This window comes from Streptomyces sp. NPDC001868, from assembly GCF_040297125.1.
Lineage (GTDB): Bacteria > Actinomycetota > Actinomycetes > Streptomycetales > Streptomycetaceae > Streptomyces.
On the sequence record NZ_JBEOYO010000045.1, the window covers coordinates 19986 to 40395 of the forward strand.

21 protein-coding genes and 4 pseudogenes are annotated in these 20410 nt (G+C 68.9%); 14 read left to right on the forward strand and 11 right to left on the reverse strand.

What is annotated here, in order from left to right; translation table 11 throughout:
• Positions 1–50 precede the first annotated feature (50 nt).
• Together ABT147_RS35710 and ABT147_RS35715 are read right to left on the reverse strand one after the other, a co-directional pair.
• Positions 51–335 (reverse strand): GlsB/YeaQ/YmgE family stress response membrane protein, encoded by a 285-nt coding sequence (locus ABT147_RS35710; protein WP_351414090.1) that lies wholly within the window; start codon positions 333–335, stop codon positions 51–53.
• Between the two features lie 270 nt (positions 336–605).
• A complete protein-coding gene (locus ABT147_RS35715) occupies positions 606–875 on the reverse strand; it encodes a hypothetical protein (protein ID WP_351414092.1) in 270 nt (89 codons plus the stop codon).
• 447 nt (positions 876–1322) lie between these two features.
• Between ABT147_RS35715 and ABT147_RS35720 the strand changes: the two are divergent.
• The 5 genes and pseudogenes from ABT147_RS35720 to ABT147_RS35740 all read left to right on the forward strand — a co-directional run.
• Positions 1323–2093 (forward strand): annotated as a pseudogene (locus ABT147_RS35720) (IS5 family transposase).
• 140 nt (positions 2094–2233) lie between these two features.
• A complete protein-coding gene (locus ABT147_RS35725) occupies positions 2234–2491 on the forward strand; it encodes a hypothetical protein (RefSeq protein WP_351414094.1) in 258 nt (85 codons plus the stop codon).
• Positions 2492–2551: 60 nt separating this feature from the next.
• Positions 2552–2712 (forward strand): annotated as a pseudogene (locus ABT147_RS35730) (helix-turn-helix domain-containing protein); the annotation flags it as partial.
• Between the two features lie 270 nt (positions 2713–2982).
• The gene (locus ABT147_RS35735) at positions 2983–3507 is read left to right on the forward strand and encodes a hypothetical protein (protein ID WP_351414199.1); all 525 of its coding nucleotides are present in this window, start codon (positions 2983–2985) and stop codon (positions 3505–3507) included.
• 34 nt (positions 3508–3541) lie between these two features.
• Positions 3542–3878 (forward strand): annotated as a pseudogene (locus ABT147_RS35740) (pyridoxal-phosphate dependent enzyme); the annotation flags it as partial.
• A gap of 67 nt (positions 3879–3945) precedes the next feature.
• On the opposite strand, the gene ABT147_RS35745 reads toward ABT147_RS35740, so the two are convergent.
• Complete coding sequence (locus tag ABT147_RS35745; RefSeq protein ID WP_351414096.1) at positions 3946–4497, reverse strand: AAA family ATPase; 552 nt, start codon at positions 4495–4497, stop codon at positions 3946–3948.
• Positions 4498–4831: 334 nt separating this feature from the next.
• On the opposite strand from ABT147_RS35745, the gene ABT147_RS35750 reads away from it, so the two are divergent.
• Positions 4832–5374 carry a DUF6368 family protein gene (locus tag ABT147_RS35750; protein WP_351414098.1) on the forward strand — a complete coding sequence of 181 codons (543 nt, stop codon included), beginning with the start codon at positions 4832–4834 and terminating at the stop codon, positions 5372–5374.
• Between the two features lie 38 nt (positions 5375–5412).
• On the opposite strand, the pseudogene ABT147_RS35755 reads toward ABT147_RS35750, so the two are convergent.
• Positions 5413–5610 (reverse strand): annotated as a pseudogene (locus ABT147_RS35755) (transposase); the annotation flags it as partial.
• A 421-nt stretch (positions 5611–6031) separates the two neighbouring features.
• Here ABT147_RS35755 and ABT147_RS35760 point away from each other — a divergent pair.
• Complete coding sequence (locus tag ABT147_RS35760) at positions 6032–6256, forward strand: hypothetical protein (RefSeq protein ID WP_351414101.1); 225 nt, start codon at positions 6032–6034, stop codon at positions 6254–6256.
• 266 nt (positions 6257–6522) lie between these two features.
• Complete coding sequence (locus ABT147_RS35765) at positions 6523–6756, forward strand: helix-turn-helix domain-containing protein (protein WP_351414103.1); 234 nt, start codon at positions 6523–6525, stop codon at positions 6754–6756.
• Here ABT147_RS35765 and ABT147_RS35770 read toward each other — a convergent pair.
• On the reverse strand, positions 6743–7240 hold the full coding sequence (locus ABT147_RS35770) for a MarR family winged helix-turn-helix transcriptional regulator (protein WP_351414106.1): 498 nt from the start codon (positions 7238–7240) through the stop codon (positions 6743–6745). The two genes, ABT147_RS35765 and ABT147_RS35770, sit on opposite strands and share 14 nt — an antisense overlap.
• Positions 7241–7385: 145 nt before the next feature.
• Positions 7386–8321 carry an ABC transporter permease gene (locus ABT147_RS35775; RefSeq protein WP_351414108.1) on the reverse strand — a complete coding sequence of 312 codons (936 nt, stop codon included), beginning with the start codon at positions 8319–8321 and terminating at the stop codon, positions 7386–7388.
• A 199-nt stretch (positions 8322–8520) separates the two neighbouring features.
• Between ABT147_RS35775 and ABT147_RS35780 the strand changes: the two genes are divergently transcribed.
• Positions 8521–9006, forward strand: a complete 486-nt coding sequence (locus ABT147_RS35780; protein ID WP_351414110.1) for a MarR family winged helix-turn-helix transcriptional regulator — start codon at positions 8521–8523, stop codon at positions 9004–9006.
• A 170-nt stretch (positions 9007–9176) separates the two neighbouring features.
• On the opposite strand, the gene ABT147_RS35785 is transcribed toward ABT147_RS35780, so the two are convergent.
• Positions 9177–9362 (reverse strand): hypothetical protein, encoded by a 186-nt coding sequence (locus tag ABT147_RS35785; RefSeq protein WP_351414112.1) that lies wholly within the window; start codon positions 9360–9362, stop codon positions 9177–9179.
• Between the two features lie 824 nt (positions 9363–10186).
• Between ABT147_RS35785 and ABT147_RS35790 the strand changes: the two genes are divergently transcribed.
• The 4 genes from ABT147_RS35790 to ABT147_RS35805 all read left to right on the forward strand — a co-directional run bounded on the left by ABT147_RS35790 (position 10187) and on the right by ABT147_RS35805 (position 15322).
• Entirely contained in the window at positions 10187–10831 is a 645-nt protein-coding gene (locus ABT147_RS35790; protein ID WP_351414115.1) for a (2Fe-2S)-binding protein, read from the forward strand.
• Between the two features lie 12 nt (positions 10832–10843).
• Positions 10844–11824 (forward strand): FAD binding domain-containing protein, encoded by a 981-nt coding sequence (locus ABT147_RS35795; protein WP_351414117.1) that lies wholly within the window; start codon positions 10844–10846, stop codon positions 11822–11824.
• Entirely contained in the window at positions 11821–14007 is a 2187-nt protein-coding gene (locus ABT147_RS35800) for a xanthine dehydrogenase family protein molybdopterin-binding subunit (protein WP_351414120.1), read from the forward strand. The genes ABT147_RS35795 and ABT147_RS35800 overlap by 4 nt, the downstream gene beginning before the upstream one ends.
• Positions 14008–14158: 151 nt before the next feature.
• A complete protein-coding gene (locus ABT147_RS35805; RefSeq protein WP_351414122.1) occupies positions 14159–15322 on the forward strand; it encodes an XdhC family protein in 1164 nt (387 codons plus the stop codon).
• A 63-nt stretch (positions 15323–15385) separates the two neighbouring features.
• Here ABT147_RS35805 and ABT147_RS35810 read toward each other — a convergent pair whose 3' ends face one another.
• The 4 genes from ABT147_RS35810 to ABT147_RS35825 form a co-directional block, all read right to left on the reverse strand.
• Complete coding sequence (locus ABT147_RS35810) at positions 15386–16051, reverse strand: response regulator (protein WP_351414124.1); 666 nt, start codon at positions 16049–16051, stop codon at positions 15386–15388.
• The gene (locus ABT147_RS35815; protein WP_351414127.1) at positions 16048–17319 is read right to left on the reverse strand and encodes a sensor histidine kinase; all 1272 of its coding nucleotides are present in this window, start codon (positions 17317–17319) and stop codon (positions 16048–16050) included. The genes ABT147_RS35810 and ABT147_RS35815 overlap by 4 nt, the downstream gene beginning before the upstream one ends.
• A 312-nt stretch (positions 17320–17631) precedes the next feature.
• On the reverse strand, positions 17632–18087 hold the full coding sequence (locus tag ABT147_RS35820) for a MarR family winged helix-turn-helix transcriptional regulator (protein WP_351414129.1): 456 nt from the start codon (positions 18085–18087) through the stop codon (positions 17632–17634).
• A 305-nt stretch (positions 18088–18392) separates the two neighbouring features.
• Positions 18393–18845, reverse strand: coding sequence for a MarR family winged helix-turn-helix transcriptional regulator (locus ABT147_RS35825; protein ID WP_351414195.1), 453 nt, complete (start codon positions 18843–18845; stop codon positions 18393–18395).
• A gap of 75 nt (positions 18846–18920) precedes the next feature.
• Here ABT147_RS35825 and ABT147_RS35830 point away from each other — a divergent pair, with 75 nt between their 5' ends.
• Positions 18921–19736 carry an SDR family NAD(P)-dependent oxidoreductase gene (locus ABT147_RS35830; RefSeq protein WP_351414131.1) on the forward strand — a complete coding sequence of 272 codons (816 nt, stop codon included), beginning with the start codon at positions 18921–18923 and terminating at the stop codon, positions 19734–19736.
• Positions 19737–20410: the final 674 nt, after the last annotated feature.

A 20410-nucleotide genomic window follows, 5' to 3' on the forward strand; every position in this document is an offset into this window, starting at 1 on the left:
CTGCGAACAGGGAAGGGAGCCGTCCGGGTGGGTCCGGAGGCGTTATGCCTTCAGCGGGTCGCGTGACGGTGCGAATGCCGGTTGCCGGTGACGAGGCGGTAGAGGGCGAGCAGGATGACGGAGCCGGCGATTGCGGCGATCCAGGTGGAGAGGTCGAAGAACCCGTCGATGGAGTCGACGCCGAAGACGACCTTGCCGAGCCAGCCGCCGAGGAGACCGCCGACGATTCCGATGAGCATGGTGATGATGATGCCGCCGGGGTCCTTGCCCGGCATCAGCGCCTTGGCGATGGCGCCGGCGAGCAGGCCGATGATGATCCACGCGATGATGCCCATGGTCTCTCTCCGCTCGGTCGTGTAGAGACTGTGTCAGCTCATCGTCTGTACCGATCGCGCCCGAACAAACGTCTTCTCCGCACCCGGCTGTGCCAGCTCCTGATCCGAGACGAGCAGGCACGAGAGGGGAGGGCCGCGATCAGAGAGTGAAGTCCCGGTTGTGTCGGCCTCCCCCTCTGCCCGCCTGCGAGCGGGGAAGCAGAGACCAAGCGCATGCGGGAGCCGGCGCCACCTCGCCGACGCTCCGCGTTCCGGACGTCTTCGGCTGGGTCAGTAACCGGCGGTGCGGTTGAAGCTGGCGATGTTGAGCGTGATGCCCTCCGCGCTCTTGAGCGTCGAGGGGAATTCACCCTTCGCGGTCTGGCCGGGCTGTACGTCCGTCTCCAGCTGAGAACCGTTCGCCAACCGGGTGCCGCCGGCGTTGACCGCCTCCCAGTCCCACGAGCAGTTGGACTTCTCGCTGCCGTTGTTCCTGACCGTCCACACCAGCCAGACATTGGTGATCCCGGACTGTGAGCGGTCATCGAGCTGAAAACTCACGAGGTCCGCTCGCTCGCTCTTGCCTTGCGGTTACTGCTTCTTTTCCTGCGGCGTCTTTTCCGTGGTGGTCTCACCCTTCGGCGCAGGCGTGCTGCCCTCGTCGTCGCTGTTTCCGCACGCGGTACCGTGAGACCCGCGACCGCAACCGCTGTGACCAGTGCTGATGAGATTCGGCGGCGGTGCTTGCTCATGACTTGTGCCTCCTTTCTGCTTCCGTCGTGCGACGAATGCGAACCTTTATGCAGAATGCACGTTTTGGCGGGCGGCGAACACGGACTCCAGTGCGGCCCTGCGCCGCCGGTACGGCCAGGAAGTCGTGTCCGTACCGGATCGCCGCAACAGATCGAACGCTACGAACTCGTGACACGATCTTGTGATTCGTGGCTGGTGGGCGTGTCCGGTGCGACGATTCCGGCCGTTCGTGAGGGTGTGAGCAACAGACCGTGGATCGTGGCCGATGCGTTGTGGGCGGTGATCGAGCCGCTGCTGCCGAAGTGGCCACAGCGGTCGCCGGGGCCGCGCCGGTGGACGACCGGCGGTGCCTGCAGGGCATCCTGTTCGTGCTGTACACCGGGATCACCTGGCAGCAACTGCCGCTGAAACTGGGCTTCGGCTCCGGACAGACCTGCTGGCGGCGGCTCGGCCGGTGGCGCGAAGCCGGGGTCTTTGAAGCACTGCACCGCATACTCCTGGCCGAGTTGAACGCGGCCGGGCAGATGGACTGGACGCGCGCCTGCGTGGACGCCTCCCACGTGAAGGCGAAAAAGGGGCGAGGCGACCGGCCCGTCGCCGGTCGACCGTGGCAAGACCGGCAGCAAACGCCACCTAATGGTGACTCACGGGGCCGGTGAAACCTGAAGCACCACCGCGGCCAACGTCAACGACGTCACCCAGACACTCGCCCTGGTCGACGGCATCCCACCAGTCGCCGGCCGCATGGGACGACCCCGCAGACGGGCCGAAGCTCTCCTCGGCGACAAGGGCTACGACAGCGATCCCAACCGCCGGGACCTACGGAACCGCCGGATCCTGCCCGTGATCTCCCGCAAGGGCAGCCCCAACATCGCCGGCCTGGGCAAACTCCGCTACGTCGTCGAGCAGACCTTCGCCCTGCTCCACCAGTTCAAGCGCCTCGCGATCCGCTGGGAACGACGCCTCGACCTCCACGACGCCCTCGTCTCACTCACCTGCGGACTCATCTGCTGGCGACGACTCTGACGACGACGTGCGCGATGAGGTTGAGCCTCCTACGCTGATCAGCTGTGACTGACAAACCCCAACAACTATGGCTCGACAGCGGACTCCGCGCTTTTGAGGTAGTTCACTGCCGAGTGACAGGGCATCGGGGACGCTTCGGTGTGGAAGTCGAGGTGGTCGCTCCAGTGTCCGATGTCCTGGCTTTCATCGACTTCGTGAACCTTACCGACAGCCTGGAACACCCACGCCCAGAGGACTTCCCACCGATCGGGAGCATGCTCGATGCCGTCGCGCTCGACTTCATGCCCTGGGGCGAGCTGCGCTTGACAGCTCGTCCATCGTCACTCACACCTCAGCGGCTGTCGGATTCGCCCGCACACGAGAGCGAACTGCCTCACGCAATCCCTGACGTCAGCTGAACCATCCGCTGATCCGAGATCGTGTTACGAGCTCTACGGAGCCCCTTGCGCGAGGCTCGCCGCCGCCGCATCTGGGTGCTGCTTTCCGCACGGGGCGTACCGGTGGCGAAGATCGCCGAGGTGTTGTTCACCAGCGACGACCGGGTCCGCGATGTGATCCACGACTTCACACGGACGGTTTCGACTTGCTGTATCCGAAGTACAGGGGCGGTCGGCTTAAACACGTTTACCCTCGGAAATCGTGGGATTGCGATGATGGCCCCGTCGCGGACAGTCCCGGCTCGGGCTGGCGTTCATTGCGTGGCCCGGAAGTCACCCGGGCGTCCCGGAACCTGACGTCGACGTCACGGTTCTGCCAACGCCGTGCGAACGGGCAGCCGACGGCGCATGTCGGTATCGAGCCGACGGGGCGGGCGGCTTGCCGAGGCGCGCACGGTGGGCATAGTGAATGCTGCGTCCGTCCCGGGCGGGCGCGTGCGGAGGGGGAAACCGTGGTGCGCTACGTTCACCATCAATTGATAACCGTCGTCGAGGCGGGGGTTGCCGTGGCCGTCACCGCGCCTGTGGTCTTCGGCGTGCGCGGGCTGCCACAGGTCGACAGCGCCACGGTGGCTCTCTTGCTGTCCTTTGCAGGGGCCAGTGCGCTCTTCGGCCTGCTGGCGGTTTCGACCCGGTTGGACTGGCTGGGCGGCGAGAAGCGCGATTTCGAGAGCGCAGTCGCCCTGGCCGACCCCGAGGCGATTCTCCCCGTCCCGCGTGAGTCCCTGCGCCGCAGCTTCGACGGAGGCTTCGTTGTCATCGTCGGACTGCCCTCCCTGGTGTTCGGCCTGCTCTGGGCTCCCTGGGCCATCGGTTGGGCGGTCCTCTTTGTACCGGAGCGGATCGTCAAGGGCGTGTACATGTCCCTCTGGGAGCGACGCCACGGCGTACTCCTGTGGCGCGGCAGAGTCGAGGAACAACCCCTGGGCAAGGGCCAGTTCCTGTATTCCTCGCCGCGAAACACGACGCCCGGATGAGTTCGCTCTGCGCGTCATAGCGTCTCACGCCTCCGCGCTGGACGGCCGTATCGACGTCCTGATAGGCGCGGTCGGCATCGGCGGCGGACCGTTCGGCACCGGGGGCGAACTGCGCAGGACCGTACCCGACGTCCGGATCGTCGGAGTCGATCCGAAGGGCTCCATCGCGTTCGGCCCGCCCGCTCACGATTATCACCAGTCCGGCAACCGGGACGCCCGAGGGCGCCACCATCGGCGCCATGGTCGACTACGAACTGCTCGACGAAGGCGCGAAGGTCGGCGACATCGAGGCGTTCGCCACCGCCCGGGCCGTGGCCCGCCGCACGGGGCTGCTGCTCGGCGGGTCGGCGGGCGGGGTGGTGTACGAGGCGCCCGGCCCAGAGCTGGGCCAGGGCCGAACAGGCCGCCGCGGCCTGAATTGGGGTCTGGGAAATGCAGTTAGTTCACCCGGGCGCGATGGCGTACATCCCGGACGATGCGATCGGCGGTCTCCTCGGGAGTAAGGGCCGCAGTGTCGAACCACCAGCCGACATCGCCGAACTCACGCTTCATGTCGGCATCGAGACCCTCATAGCCGTCAAAGTCGAACCGCTCCCGTGGATCACGGATGGTGTTGCGGTACTGGCACACCTCGATGCCCGGTGAGAGAACGACGAACAAGACCTGCCGAGCCGGGAGGAGATCGAGGAAGAAATCCAGCTTCTCCCGGGAGGGGATCATCGCATCGATCAGCGGCGTGAAGCCGGCGTCAGCGAAGTTGTTCGCCAGGGCGCACAGATTTCGGTGCAACAGCTCCACTTGCCGCGCAGCTTCATCCGCGGGCTCGCCCAGGGCCCAGACGAATCCGCTGACAATCATCCTGTTGAGCTCATCGCCGTCAAGCCGAGCGGAACGCGGCAGCCGCTCGGCGACGAGCCTGGTCACGGTCGACTTTCCGGCCCCCGGCATCCCCGTCACAAGCATGCAGCTCGGTGCTCCGGCAGCGGTCATGACCCCAAGCGTGGCAGCGCGCCCACCGGCCTGCAATCGGATTTCCCCAGGCGCTGTCCTCGTGAGGTGTCCGCTCTGTCCCCAGGGCCGAGCACGCCCTCGACAGCTCGCGCAGGAGTCCGCGAGCCGGAACCATCACACGGTTTGGTCCGACGGCGGCCTGGTCATGCAGTGTCGCTGAAACGCGCCGACAATTCTGCCGCCGAGCCCCCTCAAGCGCTTCCGGAACTCACCATCACGCGTTGCTGCTTCCCGGCTCTGGCTCAAGTTCTGTGGAGCGCGCACGCTGAGAAATTGGTGGGGGTGATCTCTCTGACTGGCTAGGCTCCGAGCTATGAGCGGACCGGTGTTGACGATCGAGCTGGCTCAGGCGGTCCCGCCCACCGTGATCCAGCGGCTTCGAGAGTTCCTGATTCGCTCATCAGCACATTGTGAAGAGAAGCGGGTCGGCGAGTACGACCTGAACGTGCACGCGGAGAGCCTCGGCATTACGGACACCGGAGGCGTTGATGGTCGACGGCCCATCATGGTCTCCGTAACGGGGCCTGGCATGGGCGACGAGGCCGCCTTCGAAGCCGAACACGCCGATCAGGGCGACCAAGAGCTCCGTCTCAGCTTCACCCCAACTCATGCAGTCGCCGTCATCGCTTTCTGCAACAGCACGGTTGATCATGTTGTCACAGTCCTGCTGACTGCTGCCATCATGGACCTGACCGGCGGCGTCGCCAACGCCGAGTTGGGAGAGGATCAGGTGCCGACCGTCACTGAACTTCCCGGCATCATCGCGGTGACGGCCGATCCGTGGCCTGCCGCGTATGGCTCCGCAGAGTTCCTCAGAGCCTGGACTGAACAGCCCGGTTTCCGGCTCGTGAAGTAGGCGGAAGTACATCCGGCCGGCTCAAGCCGGCAGCACCCCCGCTTGCGGAGGAGTTCGAAGCCGGCGCGGCCGAACATGTGACGCTTGAGCATCTCGATCCGGTTGACATGGCCTTCGACGACGCCTGAGCTCCAGGGTGTGGAGAGCCTGGCGGTGACCGCATCGAGGTCGCGCTCGGGGCCGTTGGCGAAGGTGTGCAGGCTGGGGAGGCCGCCGGCGCGGACTGCCGCGATCCACTTTGTGATCTGCTCGCTTCGCGCTGGGTGAGCATGTGGGCGAAGGAGCGGATGGACCGACGCCACGTTCTGGCGCTCAGGCACCCGAGTCCTGGCGAAGGTGGAAGGCCGCGTGCGGCGCCGCTCCTACAATCCGGGTGGCTGCGCCTGTCGTTTCGCATGCCCTCCGTGCAGGCGTCTGCGAGGCCGGCTACCTGTCCACCAGGGACCTGGACGCCACCGTGCGAGGCGTCCAGGAGCTGTGGGACAACCGGGACCAGGCGCTCGCCACGCTGGAGAGCGGCGGGATCGGCGGGCCCTGCGTTCTGGCCGTCGGCAGCGCGGCGTACACGGTGCTGACCCGCGAGCGCCGGGAGCTGATGCGCGAGCCCTCGCCCCGGCGCAGCAGGCTGCTGCCGTCCAGGCCCACCAGCAGGCCGCGATGCCGCAGGAGTACCTGGAAGGCCGCACGACCGACACGGCTACGTGGAGGCGCACACCGGAGAACCTGGAACGGCTCGCCGCCTTCACCCGCGCGGCCAACGCCCGCCGTCGCGCCATCGCCGACCGGCCGAAACACGAGCAGCCCGCCGACGTGGTCAAGCCCGCCGACCAGCAGCACCCCACGGACCGGCCCGACCAGGGCAGGGGAGTGGGTCGCGAGTGAGGGATGGCAGCCCGAGCCGCGCACCGGCGGGACCGAATCTCCCTGGCGCGCGGTGCACGGCACCACACCTGAACGGTTCCGTCGCGGCGGCGAGCAGCTCCGCGGCACGTTCCTCGGGCTGCACGTGCCGCGTCTTCCTCGGTGGAGGATCTCCCGGAACTCTTCGCCTGGGGGCCGGTGGTTACAGCACTCCTTCCTCCTGAGCAGGGTGCCTGCCAGGTGTCTACACTCACTTGAGATGTGGTGAACTCATGGGAGGAGTCGGGATGCCGCGCAACCGTCAGCAGATCCCCCGGGAGGAGCGCACGGGTGATCTGCTAGCCGCGGCCACCGAGCTCTTTCTCTCGAAGGGCTACGCCAAGACCACGATGGACATCAGTTCCGCCGCAGGCGTGGCCTGGGGCAACATCTACTGGTACTTCGACTCCAAGGACCACATCTTCGCCGCCGTCATGAACCGCGTGCTCAGTTGCGAGATCCGCATCCTCAACGAGGAGTAGGCCGGTGCCGACCCACTGAGCCGCCTGGGTTCGACGATCGACTGGCGAGGGCGTCGGGGTTCAGTTCCTCGACCAAACGGTGGAGCAGACGGTGAATGGTGTCCTTGTCGTCCGGAGAGAGCGGCGAGGTCGTCTCCGCTTCGACTCGGCGGGCGATCGAGGCGGCACGAGCGGCCGTCGCGTGGCCCTCGGCGGTCGCGAACAGGCGCATGCTGCGGCGGCTGGTCGGATGCGGCTCACGTCGCAGCAGTCCTCGCTCGACGAGGCCGCTCACCGCTGCCCCCATGGACTGGGCCGTGATGCCGGAGCGGCGCGCGATCTCCGCGGCGGACACCCCCGGCGTCCAGAGGACCTGCTGCAGAGCGTTGTGCTGCGCCAACGTGAGGTCCTCCGCGCGCAGCGCCCGCTCCAGTCGTCCCGCGATGAGCTGCGAGAACTGCCAGGCCAGATATCCGGTGGTGGTGGGGAACGCCGCGTCGGTCACGGCCGCAGTCTACGAGAGTGCGGCGTGCCGCTTGCGAGCGTGCTACCGGTCGGCGGAGCTGCGCCGTTGTGTCATGAACCGTGGGCCTGGGCCGTCTTCCGGCCTGCAGGCGGCGCTGGGGAGCGGCCCTCGATCGGGGGCAGGGTCAGCCGACGGCCGCGCTGCGTGACCCGTGGACATCACGCCAGAAGAGCGTCGCGGCGGCAACCAGGATCCACGCCACAAGGACGACGACGCCGGCGGTGAGACCGTCATTGTTGAAGTGGGACAAGCCCTGGACGGCTCGTACGCCGACTCCCACCGGGAGGATCTCCGAGAACGGGTGGAGCCAGTCCGGCAGGTAGGCGGTGGGCAGAGTGCCGCCGCTCGTGCTGTTGCCGAAGGTGAACAGGACCACGGCGGCCAGCGACATCCCGGCCCTGCCGAAGACGCGTATGAACGCCATGGTCGCGCTCCCGACGGCTGCGGCCATCAGCGCGATGACCCCCGCTACGCCCAGGAAGGGTCCCGGCAGTGCCGAGAAGCCCAGGCTTCCGGCTATCACGGCCACCAGAATTCCGGCGAGGACGCTGAAGGAGCCCAGGCTGGCCAGCCTCCACCGGTATTCCAGTCGAGGAGCCATCTGGTAGGTCATCATGCCGAACAGGAACCCGGCCAGAACGACGCCGAACCCGGCGTAGAACACCGACATACCGCGGGTGTCGCCCGCCGAAGCCGGCACTACGTCCTGCACGCTCATCCGCTCGCCGTTCGCCTTGGCGACACCGGAGAAGGCGCCGGTGACCGTCGAGGTCACCGAGGGACCGTTGGCCCCGGCATAGAGCAACTCGGCGGACCTTCCAGGGGCGGCGACATAGGCGGCGTACACCTTTCGGTCCTGCAATGCGTGGCGGGCCGCGGTCTCGTCGGGGTAGCGCTTCACCTCGAATCCACCGGGCAGTCCGAGCTCCAGTCCTCCGGTGATCTGCTCGAGCCGTTGGGTCGTCCCGACGACGGCGACCGGAAGGTCGTGCGGCCGCGGGGCGTGAAAGGCGGCCAGGAACACGCTGACGAAGATCGAGCCGATGACCAGCACGATCACGACCGGGAGCAGAACCCCCTTCAGCCCAGTGGCCCCTTGCGACGCTGGAGCGGTGTCCAACGCGTGGTGATGGGGCACGTGGCGTGGCTCGACGGAAGTGGTGGGTGTTGTGGGCATGGGAGAGGGCTCTCATTCCGATTGGAAGGCACCTTATATTTGTACCATGGAAATGTAAGGTGCCTTACTGTTGGAGTTGCTCATGAGCCGCACACACGCAGATCCGTCCACGCGCATGGGCTACCTGGCGTGGCAGGTGGTGCACGTCATGGGGACGCGCCTTGAGAGAGCGCTGCGTTCGCTCGACCTCACGGCTGCCCAGCACAACGCTCTGCAGCACGTCGTCTGGACGCCGGGCATCTCCGCAGCGGAGATCGCGCGTCGGACCGGCTTCACGCCCCAGTCCATGGGTGCCGCAGTCAACACGCTGGTCGACCGCGGCCTGCTGGTGCGCCGTGAGCATCCGTCGAACCGCAGAACCGTGCAGCTGACCATCACCGACAGCGGCGCGAAGCTCGCCGATCGAGCGCGGGAACTGGTGGAGCGACTGGACACGGAGGCGCTCGCGGTCCTCGCCCCCGCCGAGCGGGCGGTCATTCACTCCCTGCTGTTCCGCGTGCTTGCCGAGCTCAATCCTGATGCCTTGCCGCCGTTGGATCCGCGTGGTGCGGACACCGGTGTGGCGTGATCTTGGTGGGCTTCGCAGAGAAGCCCCTGTTCCCGTTGGCCTTGGTCACGGACACCATGATCTGCTGTCGCACGTCGCCCACCACGTCACCGGCATCGTCGTGCACGCCAACGCCGCGCTGACGTGCAGGTCCCGGGCGAGTTCCCTGCGCTCACTCTGGCGTACGGAGGTCACGGCCCGGGCCCGGCGGGCGTCCAGGAGGCGCAGATGGCAACCAGGTCCACGGCGGCGCCGACGGCGAATGTCAGCACGAAGGAGTATCCGAAGAAGTCACCCTCCGTGCTCCCGCGCAGCGGCAGGGCGATCACCGCGACAGCCGGCGCCGCCGGCAGCGTCACGGCGGTGGCCGGGCGCACGCCCGCCGCGCGGTCCGGGGGAGCAGTACGGCGGCGAGGGGTCCGGAGACCAGGGGCAGCCGGCTCGACCAGCGGCCCTGCGGGTCGTAGTAGGTCACCAGATCGAACTGTCACACCAGGGTCAGACCTGCGCAGAGGGAGACCTTGATGTCACGCCGTACGGCTGGGGAGCGGAGTATCAGGTTCCACGCCGCAAAGGGTACGTAGGTACGGCTGGGCAGTGGGTCGGCCCGCAGGCCGATGCCGGCCGCCTCGGACCGGCCCGGCGGCCGAGGGCGGGCGCGTGCGTCCGGCGGGATCGTCGACGGCGCTCGTGGGCCCGTCAAGGGCCACGAAGCGGGAGGCGCCGCCCTGTGTCCTGGCCTGAGCTACTCCCGTCCCGGACATGCTCGGCCAAGTCGTTTGCGCGTGGAGATATAAAGATGGTTGATGCACCCACGCTTGTTTGATATAGATCAGGAGGTTAATGCTTGGCCTGTGTCCAGAACCCTGGCGCTGATCACCGGTGACTCGTTGGTCGGCGGTGTCACCTGTGCCGTGCCCTCGGCCGCCGACCGCGGCCTCCTCCCGGTGTTCCTGTCGGCGGGGCGGCGTGGCGACCTGGCCATCGATCCGGGCGTGGTCGGCCCGGTCGCGGCGCACCGTCCGGCCTCCGGTGACGTCCGGCTGCTGGAACACCGCGCCGGACCCGGCGCCACTCTTCTCCCGCCGTCCCGAGAGAACGGCAGCCCGCCGGAGCAACGGGCATGGCACACCTTCGCGGACGGCTCTGCCACCCCCACGCCCCCTGACAACCACCCGCACCCCATCGAGGGAGAGTGGACATGTCCACCGAACAGCCCGCCGAAGCAGAGCCTTTCCCCGTCGAGCCTCCGTCCGAGCCCACCCGGCGTACCTTCATCGCCACGACCACTGTTGTCGGAGGAGCCGCCGTGGCAGGCGGCCTGATCGCGGCGCCGCCCGCGCTCGCTGCCGAGGGAGCGGTGGCCGCCGAGGTGGCGCCCGGCAGCCGTGTCTCCTTGACCGTCAACGGCGTCCGGCGCACCGTCACGATCGACAACCGCACCTCGCTGCTGGACCTCCTGCGCGAGCAACTCGACCTGACCGGCTCGAAGAAGGGCTGCAATGCCGGTGCCTGCGGCGCCTGTACCGTCCTGGTCGACGGACGCCGGGTCAACTCCTGTCTGACGCTGGCGGTGCGCCTGGAGGGCGCCGAGGTCATCACGATCGAGGGCCTGGCGAAGGGCGACCGGCTCCACCCGTTGCAGCAGGCGTTCATCGACCAGGACGCCTTCCAGTGCGGCTTCTGCACGCCGGGCCAGATCGTGTCCGGCGTCGGGTGCATCCAGGAGGGGCACACCGGCTCCACGGAGGAGATCCGGGAGTGGATGAGTGGCAACCTCTGCCGCTGCGGTTGCTACGTGAAGATCGAGCGCGCGGTCGAGCAGGCCGCCGCCGGCCGGAAGTGAGGACCGATCCCCGTGCATCCCTTCACCTACACCAAGGCCGCGGACATGCGTGAGGCCCTCAGCGCCGGCTGGCGCGGCGGGCGTTACATCGCCGGCGGCACCACGCTCGTCGACCTGATGCGCGAGACCGTCGAACGCCCCGGCTCGCTGGTCGACATCAGCACCCTGCCGCTGCGCGAGGTCACCGCCACCGAGCGCGGGGGCCTGCGCATCGGCGCCCTGGTCCGCATGGCCGAGGCCGCCGCCCACCCCAAGGTGCGTGTCCTGTACCCCGTCATCTCCGAGGCACTGGAGCTGAGCGCCTCGGCCCAACTGCGGAACATGGCGACCATCGGCGGCAACATCATGCAGCGCACCCGGTGCACGTACTTCCGGGACGTGACCGCCGACTGCAACAAGCGTGAGCCCGGCTCCGGATGTGCCGCGCTGCACGGCTACAACCGCAGCCACGCGATCCTCGGCACCTCCGACCACTGCGTGGCCACGCATCCCTCCGACGTCGCCGTGGCCTTCGCGGCATTGGAGGCGACCGTGCACCTGCTGGGCCCGGACGGGGAGCGCCGTGTCGCCTTCGCCGACTTCCTGCTGCGGCCCGGCCTGACCCCGAACCGCGAACACGCCCTGCGTAAGGGTGAGTTGATCACCGCTGTGGAGATTCCGGCCCACGCCCGCCCACTGAAGTCCGGCTACCTGAAAGTGCGCGACCGCCAGTCCTACGAGTTCGCCCTCACCTCCGCCGCGGTCGCCCTGCACATCCGTGGCGGCGTCGTCCGCGAGGCGAAGGTCGCCGCCGGCGGGGTGGGCACCGTGCCGTGGAAGCTGCCCACCGTCGAGCGCCGTCTCATCGGCGAACGCCCCTCCGACCGGCTGTGGGCCGAGGCCGCCGGACACGCGGCCGATGGGGCCCACCCCCTCACCCACAACGGCTTCAAGCCCGAGCTGCTCAAACGCACCGTCGAACGCCAGCTGCGCACCGTAGGAGGCACCGAATGAGCCAGCCGCAGGCAGCTGTCGGTGCGGCTGTGCCCCGGATCGACGCACGGCTGAGGGTGACCGGGGGAGCGAAGTACGCCGCCGACAACAGTCCCGACGGGGTCGTGCACGCGGTCCTCGTCGAGAGCGGCGTGGGCCGGGGCCGTGTCACCGGCGTCGACGCCCGTGCAGCCGAAGCCGAGACCGGCGTCCTGAAGGTGATCAGCCACCTCAACGCGCCCGAACTGCCGCCCGTCCAAGGAGGATTCCCGCCGGGCCAGCGGCTGCGTCCCTTCCAGGACGACCGCATTCGGTTCTTCGGACAGCCGGTCGCGGTCGTGGTGGCGACCACGCTGGAGATCGCACAGCACGCCGCGAGCCTGGTGGAGGTCTCCTACGATGCCGAGCCTGTCTCGACCGACATCAGCGTCGCCGAACCCGCCGACGACCCGGAGACCTATGCGCGCGGCGACGCCGACACAGCCCTGGAATCCGCCCCGGTCCGGCTGGACCTGACGTACCGGATGGCCCGCAATCACCACAACCCGATGGAGCCGCACGCCACCGTCGCCCGCTGGGACGGTGACCGGCTGACCGTCTGGGAGAAGACCCAGAACGTGGTAGGCGCCCTGCGCACCCTGGCCGGTGAGTTCGGCATTGCGCCCGGCAGCGTCCGCGTCATCTCGCCTTTCGTCGGCGGGGCCTTCGGCAGCGCCGCCCGGACTTACGTGCACGCCGTCACCGCGGCCCTGGCCGCCCGCGAAGTGAAACGCCCCGTGAAACTCGTCCTCACGCGCAGGCAGTTGTACTTCGGCGTGGGATTCCGGCCCGCCTACGAGTACGAACTGAGCCTCGGCGGCGACCGGCAGGGCCGCCTGACCGCGTCGGCGCACGACATCCGCACCGAGAGCTCCCGCTACGAGAAGCACAGCGAACACGTTCTGGAACCCGGCCGGATGCTCTACAGCACGCCCAACGTCCGCCAGGCCTACCGCCATGTCCCGCTGGACGTGAGTACCCCGTGGTTCATGCGTGGCCCGGGCTACGCCAGCGGCGCCTTCCCCGTCGAGTCGGCGATGGACGAACTCGCCCACGAACTGGGCGTGGACCCGATCGAGTTGCGGCTGCGCAACGAACCGGCCGCCGACGAGTCCACCAATCTGCCGTTCTCCACCCGCCGCCTGCGCGACTGCTACCGCGCGGGTGCCCGCGAGTTCGGCTGGCACCGGCGCAACCCCAAGCCCCGCTCGACGCGTGACGGCGACTGGCTCATCGGTATGGGGATGGCCGCCGGTGTCTACGACACCCAGCGCAGCGCGGCCCAGGCTTCGGTCCGGCTCGACGCCGACGGCACCGCCCTGGTGCAGTCAGCGACCAGCGACATGGGCCCCGGCACGGCCACCTCCATGACTCAGGTCGCCGCAGACGCCCTCGGCCTGACCATGCGTCAGGTGACGTTCCGGCTCGGCGACTCCCTCATGCCCCCGGCCCCCGTCCACGCCGGCTCACAGACCATGGCCAGTGTCGGCTCCGCCGTCCAGGACGGCTGCGACAAGCTGCGGGGGCAGGCCATCACGCTTGCGGTCAACGACGACGGATCACCCCTGCACGGAGCCGACGCCGCAGACATCGTCGTACGAGGCGGCCGGCTGTCCGTGAAGGACGAGCCCACCCGCGGGGAGACGTACCAGCGCCTCCTGGCCCGCAACAACCGCACCCACCTCGAAGTGATGGGCGCGTACGCCGGGGCGCCGGAATCGGAGAAGTTCTCCTTCTACGCCTATGCCGCGACCTTCGCCGAAGTCGCCGTCGACGCCCGCCTCGGCCTGGTACGGGTGCGGCGCATGGTCGGCGTGTACGACGCCGCCCGCATCATCAACCCCAGGCTCGCCGACAGCCAGGCCATCGGTGCCATGGTCGGCGGTATCGGTCACGCCCTCCTGGAGCACACGGTCACCGACCACCGCGACGGCCGGATCGTCAACGCCAACCTCGCCGACTACCTGGTGCCGACCCACGCCGACATGCCCGACATGAAAGCCATCTACATCGAGGGTGAGGACTACGAAGCCGACCCGATCGGCGTCAAGGGACTCGGCGAGATCGTCATCGTCGGAGTGGCGCCCGCCATCGCCAACGCGGTGTTCAACGCCACCGGTCGCCGCATCCGCGAACTGCCCATCACCGCCGAAGCACTGCTCTGAGCCCCCCGGATGGCCGGTGTACCTCACCCGGTCACCCGGGCCGTCCGGCGGCTCGTGATGTCACACCGCCGGGCGCCAGGGCCGTCGTCGCGGTTTCCTCCCCTAGGGCGCGGCGACGGCCCGTTAACCCCCACCTCACGGAAAGCCCCCCATGCTGAACATCAGGGACACACTGCACGGCTGGTGCCACGAGGACCGGCCGTTCGCCCTCGCCACCGTCATCGGCGTCAGAGGCAGCGCACCTCTGCCAGTCGGCACCGCACTGGCCGTGGACGCCGACGGCAACGCGGTCGGTGGCATCTCCGGCGGATGCGTCGAGGCAGCGGTGTACGAACTCGGCCGCCAGGTGCTGGCCGCCCGTGCTGCCCCCGCACGCGTTGCTTTCGGGTACTCCGACTCGGATGCCTTCGCCGTCGGCCTGACCTGCGGCGGAGAGATAGACGTCCTGGTACAGCGCCTGGAGCCCGGCGCCCAACCCCAACTCGCCGCCGCCTTCGAGGCCGTGACCGCCGGACGTCCGTCGGCCGTGGCCCACGTCGTGGACGGTCCCGGTGAGCTTGTCGGCCGTACGCTCCATGTCCCCGACGAGGGGGCCCACGAGGGCACGCTCGGCGACGAGAACGAGGACCGGGCGGTCGTGGCGCATGCGCGTGCACTCCTACGGGCGGGCCGTACCGCCTTGATCGAGGTCGGTGGCGGTGGGGGAGAAGCAGAGAACGCGGACGACGGCACCTGCCTGCGCAAGCTCACCGTCCTCGTCCACGTCCACGCGTCCCGCCCACGCATGCTGATCTTCGGTGCCGTCGACTTCACCGCCGCCCTGAGCCGGGCGGGGAGCTTCCTCGGCTACCGGGTGACCGTCTGCGACGCCCGCCCGGTCTTCGCGACCCCCGCACGCTTCCCGCACGCCGACGAGGTCGTCAGCGACTGGCCCCACCGCTACCTCATGGCCACCGAGGTCGACGCCCGCACCGCCGTCTGCGTCCTCACCCACGACGCCAAGTTCGACATCCCCCTGCTGAGCCTGGCACTGACCCTTCCGGTCGGCTACGTCGGCGCCATGGGCTCGCGACGCACCCACGAGCACCGCGTCGGCCTGCTCCGGGAAGCCGGTGTCTCCCAGGATCAGCTGGCGCGTCTGCACTCACCCATCGGCCTGGACATCGGCGCCCGCACTCCCGAGGAGACAGCGATCTCCATCACGTCGGAGATCATCGCCCACACCAACCGCGCCACAGGCCGGCCCCTGTCACACGGCGCCGGCCCCATCCACCTTCCCGCGCAGCCTCTGCCCGGCCTGGTCACGGCGCCGTAACCCCCGCGCAGACGCCGTCCGGCAGCCACCGGGCGCCCGGCGCACCGAGCGGTGTGCGGACGGTCACGCGCCGGGGTGGGCGTGGCCGGTCTGGTAGGCGATCACGACGAGTTGGGCGCGGTCGCGCACGTGGAGCTTGGCCATGATGCGGTTCACGTGTGTCTTGGCGGTCGAGGGCGAGATGTGGAGCTGCTCGGCGATGGCATTGTTGGAGAGGCCGGCAGCGACGAAATCGAGCACTTGGCGCTCGCGGTCGGTCAGGGTCGTCAACTCCGGGGCAGGAGCGTTCGTCCTGTCGGGTGTGGTGAGGTAGTGGGCGATGAGTGCCCTGGTCGCGCTGGGTGACAGCAACGCCTCTCCGGAGGCGACCAGCCGGATGGCGTCGAGGAGGTAGGAGAGCTCCACGCTCTTGCCGAGGAATCCGCTGGCCCCGGCACGCAGCGCCTGGAAGACGTGCTCGTCGGCATCGAAGGTCGTCAGGATCAGCACTCGTACGTCTGCGAGGTCTTCGTCCGCCGAGATGGCGCGCGTGGCGGCGAGACCGTCCATGTCGGGCATCCGGATGTCCATCAGTACGACGTCGGCAAGGGTGCTGCGGGCCAGTTCGACCACCTCTTCGCCCGTCGCCGCCTCTCCGACGACCGACATGTCCGGCTCCGACTCGATGAGCATGCGGAAGCTGGTGCGGACGAGGGCCTGGTCGTCGGCGAGCAGAACGCGGATGGTCATCGCTGCTTCCCCTTTTCGGCGGTCACGCGCGGGACCGTGCCGGACGACCGATCTGACGTCCGGGTGTCGGCCGGTGGTCCGGTCGCCGGCAGCGGTAGACGCACCGTGAGTCGAAAACGACCGTCGGCTTCTGCTCCGGCATGGAGACTGCCGCCGACCGCATGGGCACGCTCACGCATGCCCGTCAGCCCGTGCCCCGTACCCGTCGCGGCCGACGCCGGGCACGGGCCGGAGTGCAGGAGGTTGGTGATCCGGATGCACAGTTCGTCGAGGCCGTAGTCGACGACCAGGCCCGCCTCCGGGGTCGCGCCGTGCTTGTGCGCGTTGGTCAGCCCCTCCTGGATGACGCGGTAGGCGGCCAGGTCGATGGCGGTCGGCAGGGGGCGCGGGTGGCCTGCCTGGCGGTGGCGGACGCTCAGCCCGACGGCGGTCAGCGATTCGAGGAGCCCTCCGAGGCGGGACAGGCCGGGCACGGGTTCGGTCGGCTGCCCCGAGTCCGTCTCGTCGGCGGACTGCCGTAGTACGTACAGCAGCGGGCCCAGTTCGTCCAGGACTGTGCGTCCCGCCTCACGGATGTGGCCGAGCGCCACCTCGGCCTGATCCGGTTGACCCCGAAGCAAGCGACCGGCGACTCCTGCCTGAATGGTGATCAGGGCGATGTGGTGGGCGATCACGTCGTGGAGTTCCCTTGCGATGCGCAGCCGTTCTTCGGCGACCCGGCGGCGGGCCTCTTCCTCCTTGCTCGCCTCCGCCCGCAGCGCTCGCTCCTCCATCGCGGCGACGTAGTCGTGCCAGGTGCGTACGGTGGCCCCGACGGCGGCGAACATCCCGGTCCAGGCGAACACGGCGCCGGCCTCCGGGCCGGTGGCCGAATCCGTCGCAAAGGTGATGACGGCGTACAGGGCGAGGGCCGTGCCCGAGACTGCGATCAAGGCGGTCCTCCGACGGACCGTTCGGGCCACGGTGTAGACCGCGATCAACGCGGCGAGCTTCAGCGGCTGCGACGGATACGACGTGAGGACGGTGAAGGCCACCTCCCCGAGCACTGCCAGCGCCAGGACGGGCAGTGGTGCCCGACGACGGGCCGGCAGAAGCAGGAGCGCGGCCGCCGCGGCGACGGCGTCGGCGCCCGACGGCCGTGCGCCGTCGGGCCACCGTCCGAACAGCAGAGGCAGCAGGCCGATTCCACCCACGAGTGTGGCGAGGGCGGCATCCACCAGGCGCGGGTGAGCGCCGGTCACCCGTCGCAGCGACGCCGGTGCGAGCACGACTTCACCGTTCCTCGGTACGGATCCCCGGTTGGGGAGGATGTGACCGCCCGGCCGCACGAGCGCATGCGGAGGAGCGGGTTGGCGGTGTGCCCGCAGCAACCGGGTTCACGCGTCACGTTGCTTGAGCAGGACGGCCGCGCCGGCCAGGAGCACGACGATGTAGCAGGCGAACACCCCGAGCCCGGACCCGGGCGGCAGCGAGTCGCCGGTCGTCCGCACCGTCGTGACCGCGTTCGCCGCGTTCGGCGGCAGGTACGGACCGAGGCGTCGTTGCCACTGCTCGGCAGCGGTTGAATCAGGCTCACCAGCTCATGTCTCCCGGACCACACAGGCCACCTCGTCGAGCAGAGTCCTCAGTTGTGCGGCCTTCTCGGGGCCCAGCTTCTCGGCGATCTGCTCTTCGATCCCCACGATCACGGCATCGGCAGCGCGCAGGGAGTCACGGCCCGCGTCGGTGAGGTGCAGCTCCTGTACATGGCGGTGGCGCGGATGCGGTCGGCGTTCCAGTTGGCCCCGCTCCTCCAGACGGGCCACCTGCGAGGCCACCGCCTGCGGTGTGACGTTCAGGCGGCGGGCCAGTTCCGCACCGGTCAGGCCGGGATCGCTGTGGACGGAGATCAGCAGCGTGTACTGTGCGGCCGCGATTCCCAGCGGTCGTAGCCGTTGATCCTTCCGGGCCTGAACTGCCCACTCCGTCCGCCGCAGAGCCCAGGTCACCCGGTCCTGTGCGTTGGCGGCGATCGTCCGCTCGTCATCATGTGTCACGCCGCGAGAATACGGCACCTGGGCTTGTATAAAACAGCTGATATCAATCAACCAGCTGAAGGCGTGGAGCTTCTGTTCAGGGAAGGGCCGAGCTGGGGGAACGTGCTGCGTGACGCATGGCCTGGGCCTCTCTGACCCGATGGACAGTCAGGTGGAGTGTGCCGCGGCAGGTGTTGGTGGTGTGGGGCTCTGCGCGTGGTCGTGGGCATGTGCAGTCAGGGGAGGGGATGGCCTCCGGCTCTCCGGGTGGGGCGCCAGGGAGGCCACCCCTCGCGGGGCGAACCTCGGTCGACGGGATCTCGGGGTCAGTCCTCGCGAATCGTCTCGGCCACCCGGTTGAGCAGCGCCCGCAGCTGCGTGGTCTCCTTCGGACCGAGACCGTCGGTGATCTGCAGCTCGATGCCGGCGATCACTTTGTCGGCGGCGCTCAGCGACTCCCGCCCGGCGTCGGTGAGATGCAGTTCCTGCACGTGCCGGTGGCGCGGGTGCTCGCGCCTCTCCAGCTGGCCGCGGCTCTCCAGGCGTGCCACCAGTGAGGCGATGGCCTGGGGGGTCACGTTGAGGCGGCGAGCCAGCTCGGCGCCGGTCAGCCCGGGTTCGTCGTGCACCGAGATCAGGAGCGTGTAGTGCGCCGCCATCAAGCCCAGCGGGCGCAGCCGCTGTTCCTTGAGCGCCTGCACTGCCAGCTCCGCGCGGCGCAAGGCCCAGGTCACCCGGTCGAGCGCGTTGAGTCCGACGGGCTCCTCGTTGTTTCGCATCACGGGAGCAGGATACGGCACTTCATTTGTATCAAGCGTTTGACAGTGATCTAGCGCTTGAAGGACACTAACCCCATGACTCGAACCAACGCTCTGATCACTGGCGCCTCCTCCGGCATCGGCGCCGCCTACGCCCGTCTCCTGGCGGACGACCACGACCTCATCCTGGTCGCGCGACGTGCCGACCGGCTCGCCGAACTCGCCGAGGAACTCCGCGCCCGCGGAGCAGCCGTCGAGGTGCTGCCCGCCGACCTCTCCACCCAGGACGGCATCGCCGCGGTCACCGCCCGTCTGGCCGTCGGCGACGTACGCATGCTGATCAGCAACGCCGGTGCCGGCGGCTACGCTCCGCTCACCGATGTCGCCCCGGCCGACATCCAGAGCCTTCTCACCCTCAATGCGGTCGCCCCCGTCCAGCTGGTCCGCGCCGCGCTTCCCGGAATGCTTGCGGCAGGGGAAGGCAGCGTCGTCACTGTCGCGTCGCTGCTCGCCTTCAGCGCGGGCAGCACCCTCGCCGTCCGAACGGACGGCACGCCCCCGCAAGCACCCCGACGTACCCTCTACGTCGCTGCGAAGGCCGCGACCGTGGGATTCACGCGCACGCTCGCGGGCGAACTCGCCGACACGCCGGTCCGTGTCCAGGTGGTGTGCCCCAGCATCGTGGCAACGGAGTGGAACGGTGGTGTCTCGCGCGGCAACCCGCGGGCCATGCTGCCTGAGGACGTGGCCTCGGCCAGCCTGGCCGGCCTGCGCCTCGGTGAGACCGTCTGTGTCCCCGGCCTGGAGGACCAGGACTCCGCATTGGACGCGCTGCTCGCTGCGGAGGCCGGTGTGATGGCGGGCGGCTTCCGGCCCGCCCTCGCGACTCGCTACACGGATCAGCGAGCTTAGGCGGCGATGGCCGACGGGCGGGTGATGGTTCTCCTGCCGTCTGCCCGCCTCTCCGGATCCGGCTATCCGCCCGTGGTCGATGGGGTGGCAGGTCGGGTGGCCGTGACGGTCGGGCGAGGCCGAGGGCTGGCCGCGACTGCGTGAGTTCGGCGGCCTGCAGGCCTGCCCGAGCCAGTCCAGGGATCCGGACCCCGTCGACCGCACGACAGGGTCTGTCGGTATACGCGCCGCCACTCCGATCTGGGGAGTGCTGTCGCCGCGCTATGTCAATGCCACCGTCATCGCCGCCATAAGCGCGCCGGTGCTGCCGGTGCTGGCAGGTGCTGATCGGCTGGCGCGGGTCGGCACACCGGTGAGGGGGGCCTGCGACATCAGTCCCGACCTCCTGTGCGGGATGGTGCGCGCCAGGCAGGGCCACGAACAGGCCGAGTCCTGGGTGCTGTACCAGGTCTCCGGCCGAGCGCGCCAGGCCGCTGGTCACGGTCCTCGACGGCCATCCGCACACCCTGCCCTTCTTGGCCACTGCCGACCGCGTGCCTGTTTCGTCCCTTGGCGTGGACCGATCCGAGTAGCCGAATCACAAGCGTCTTGTTGACTATCAAATGCTTGACACTGGCCTAACGGTTGATAATCTTGTATGCGCAACGGCCCTTGGGTCATCGCTGAAGTTCATT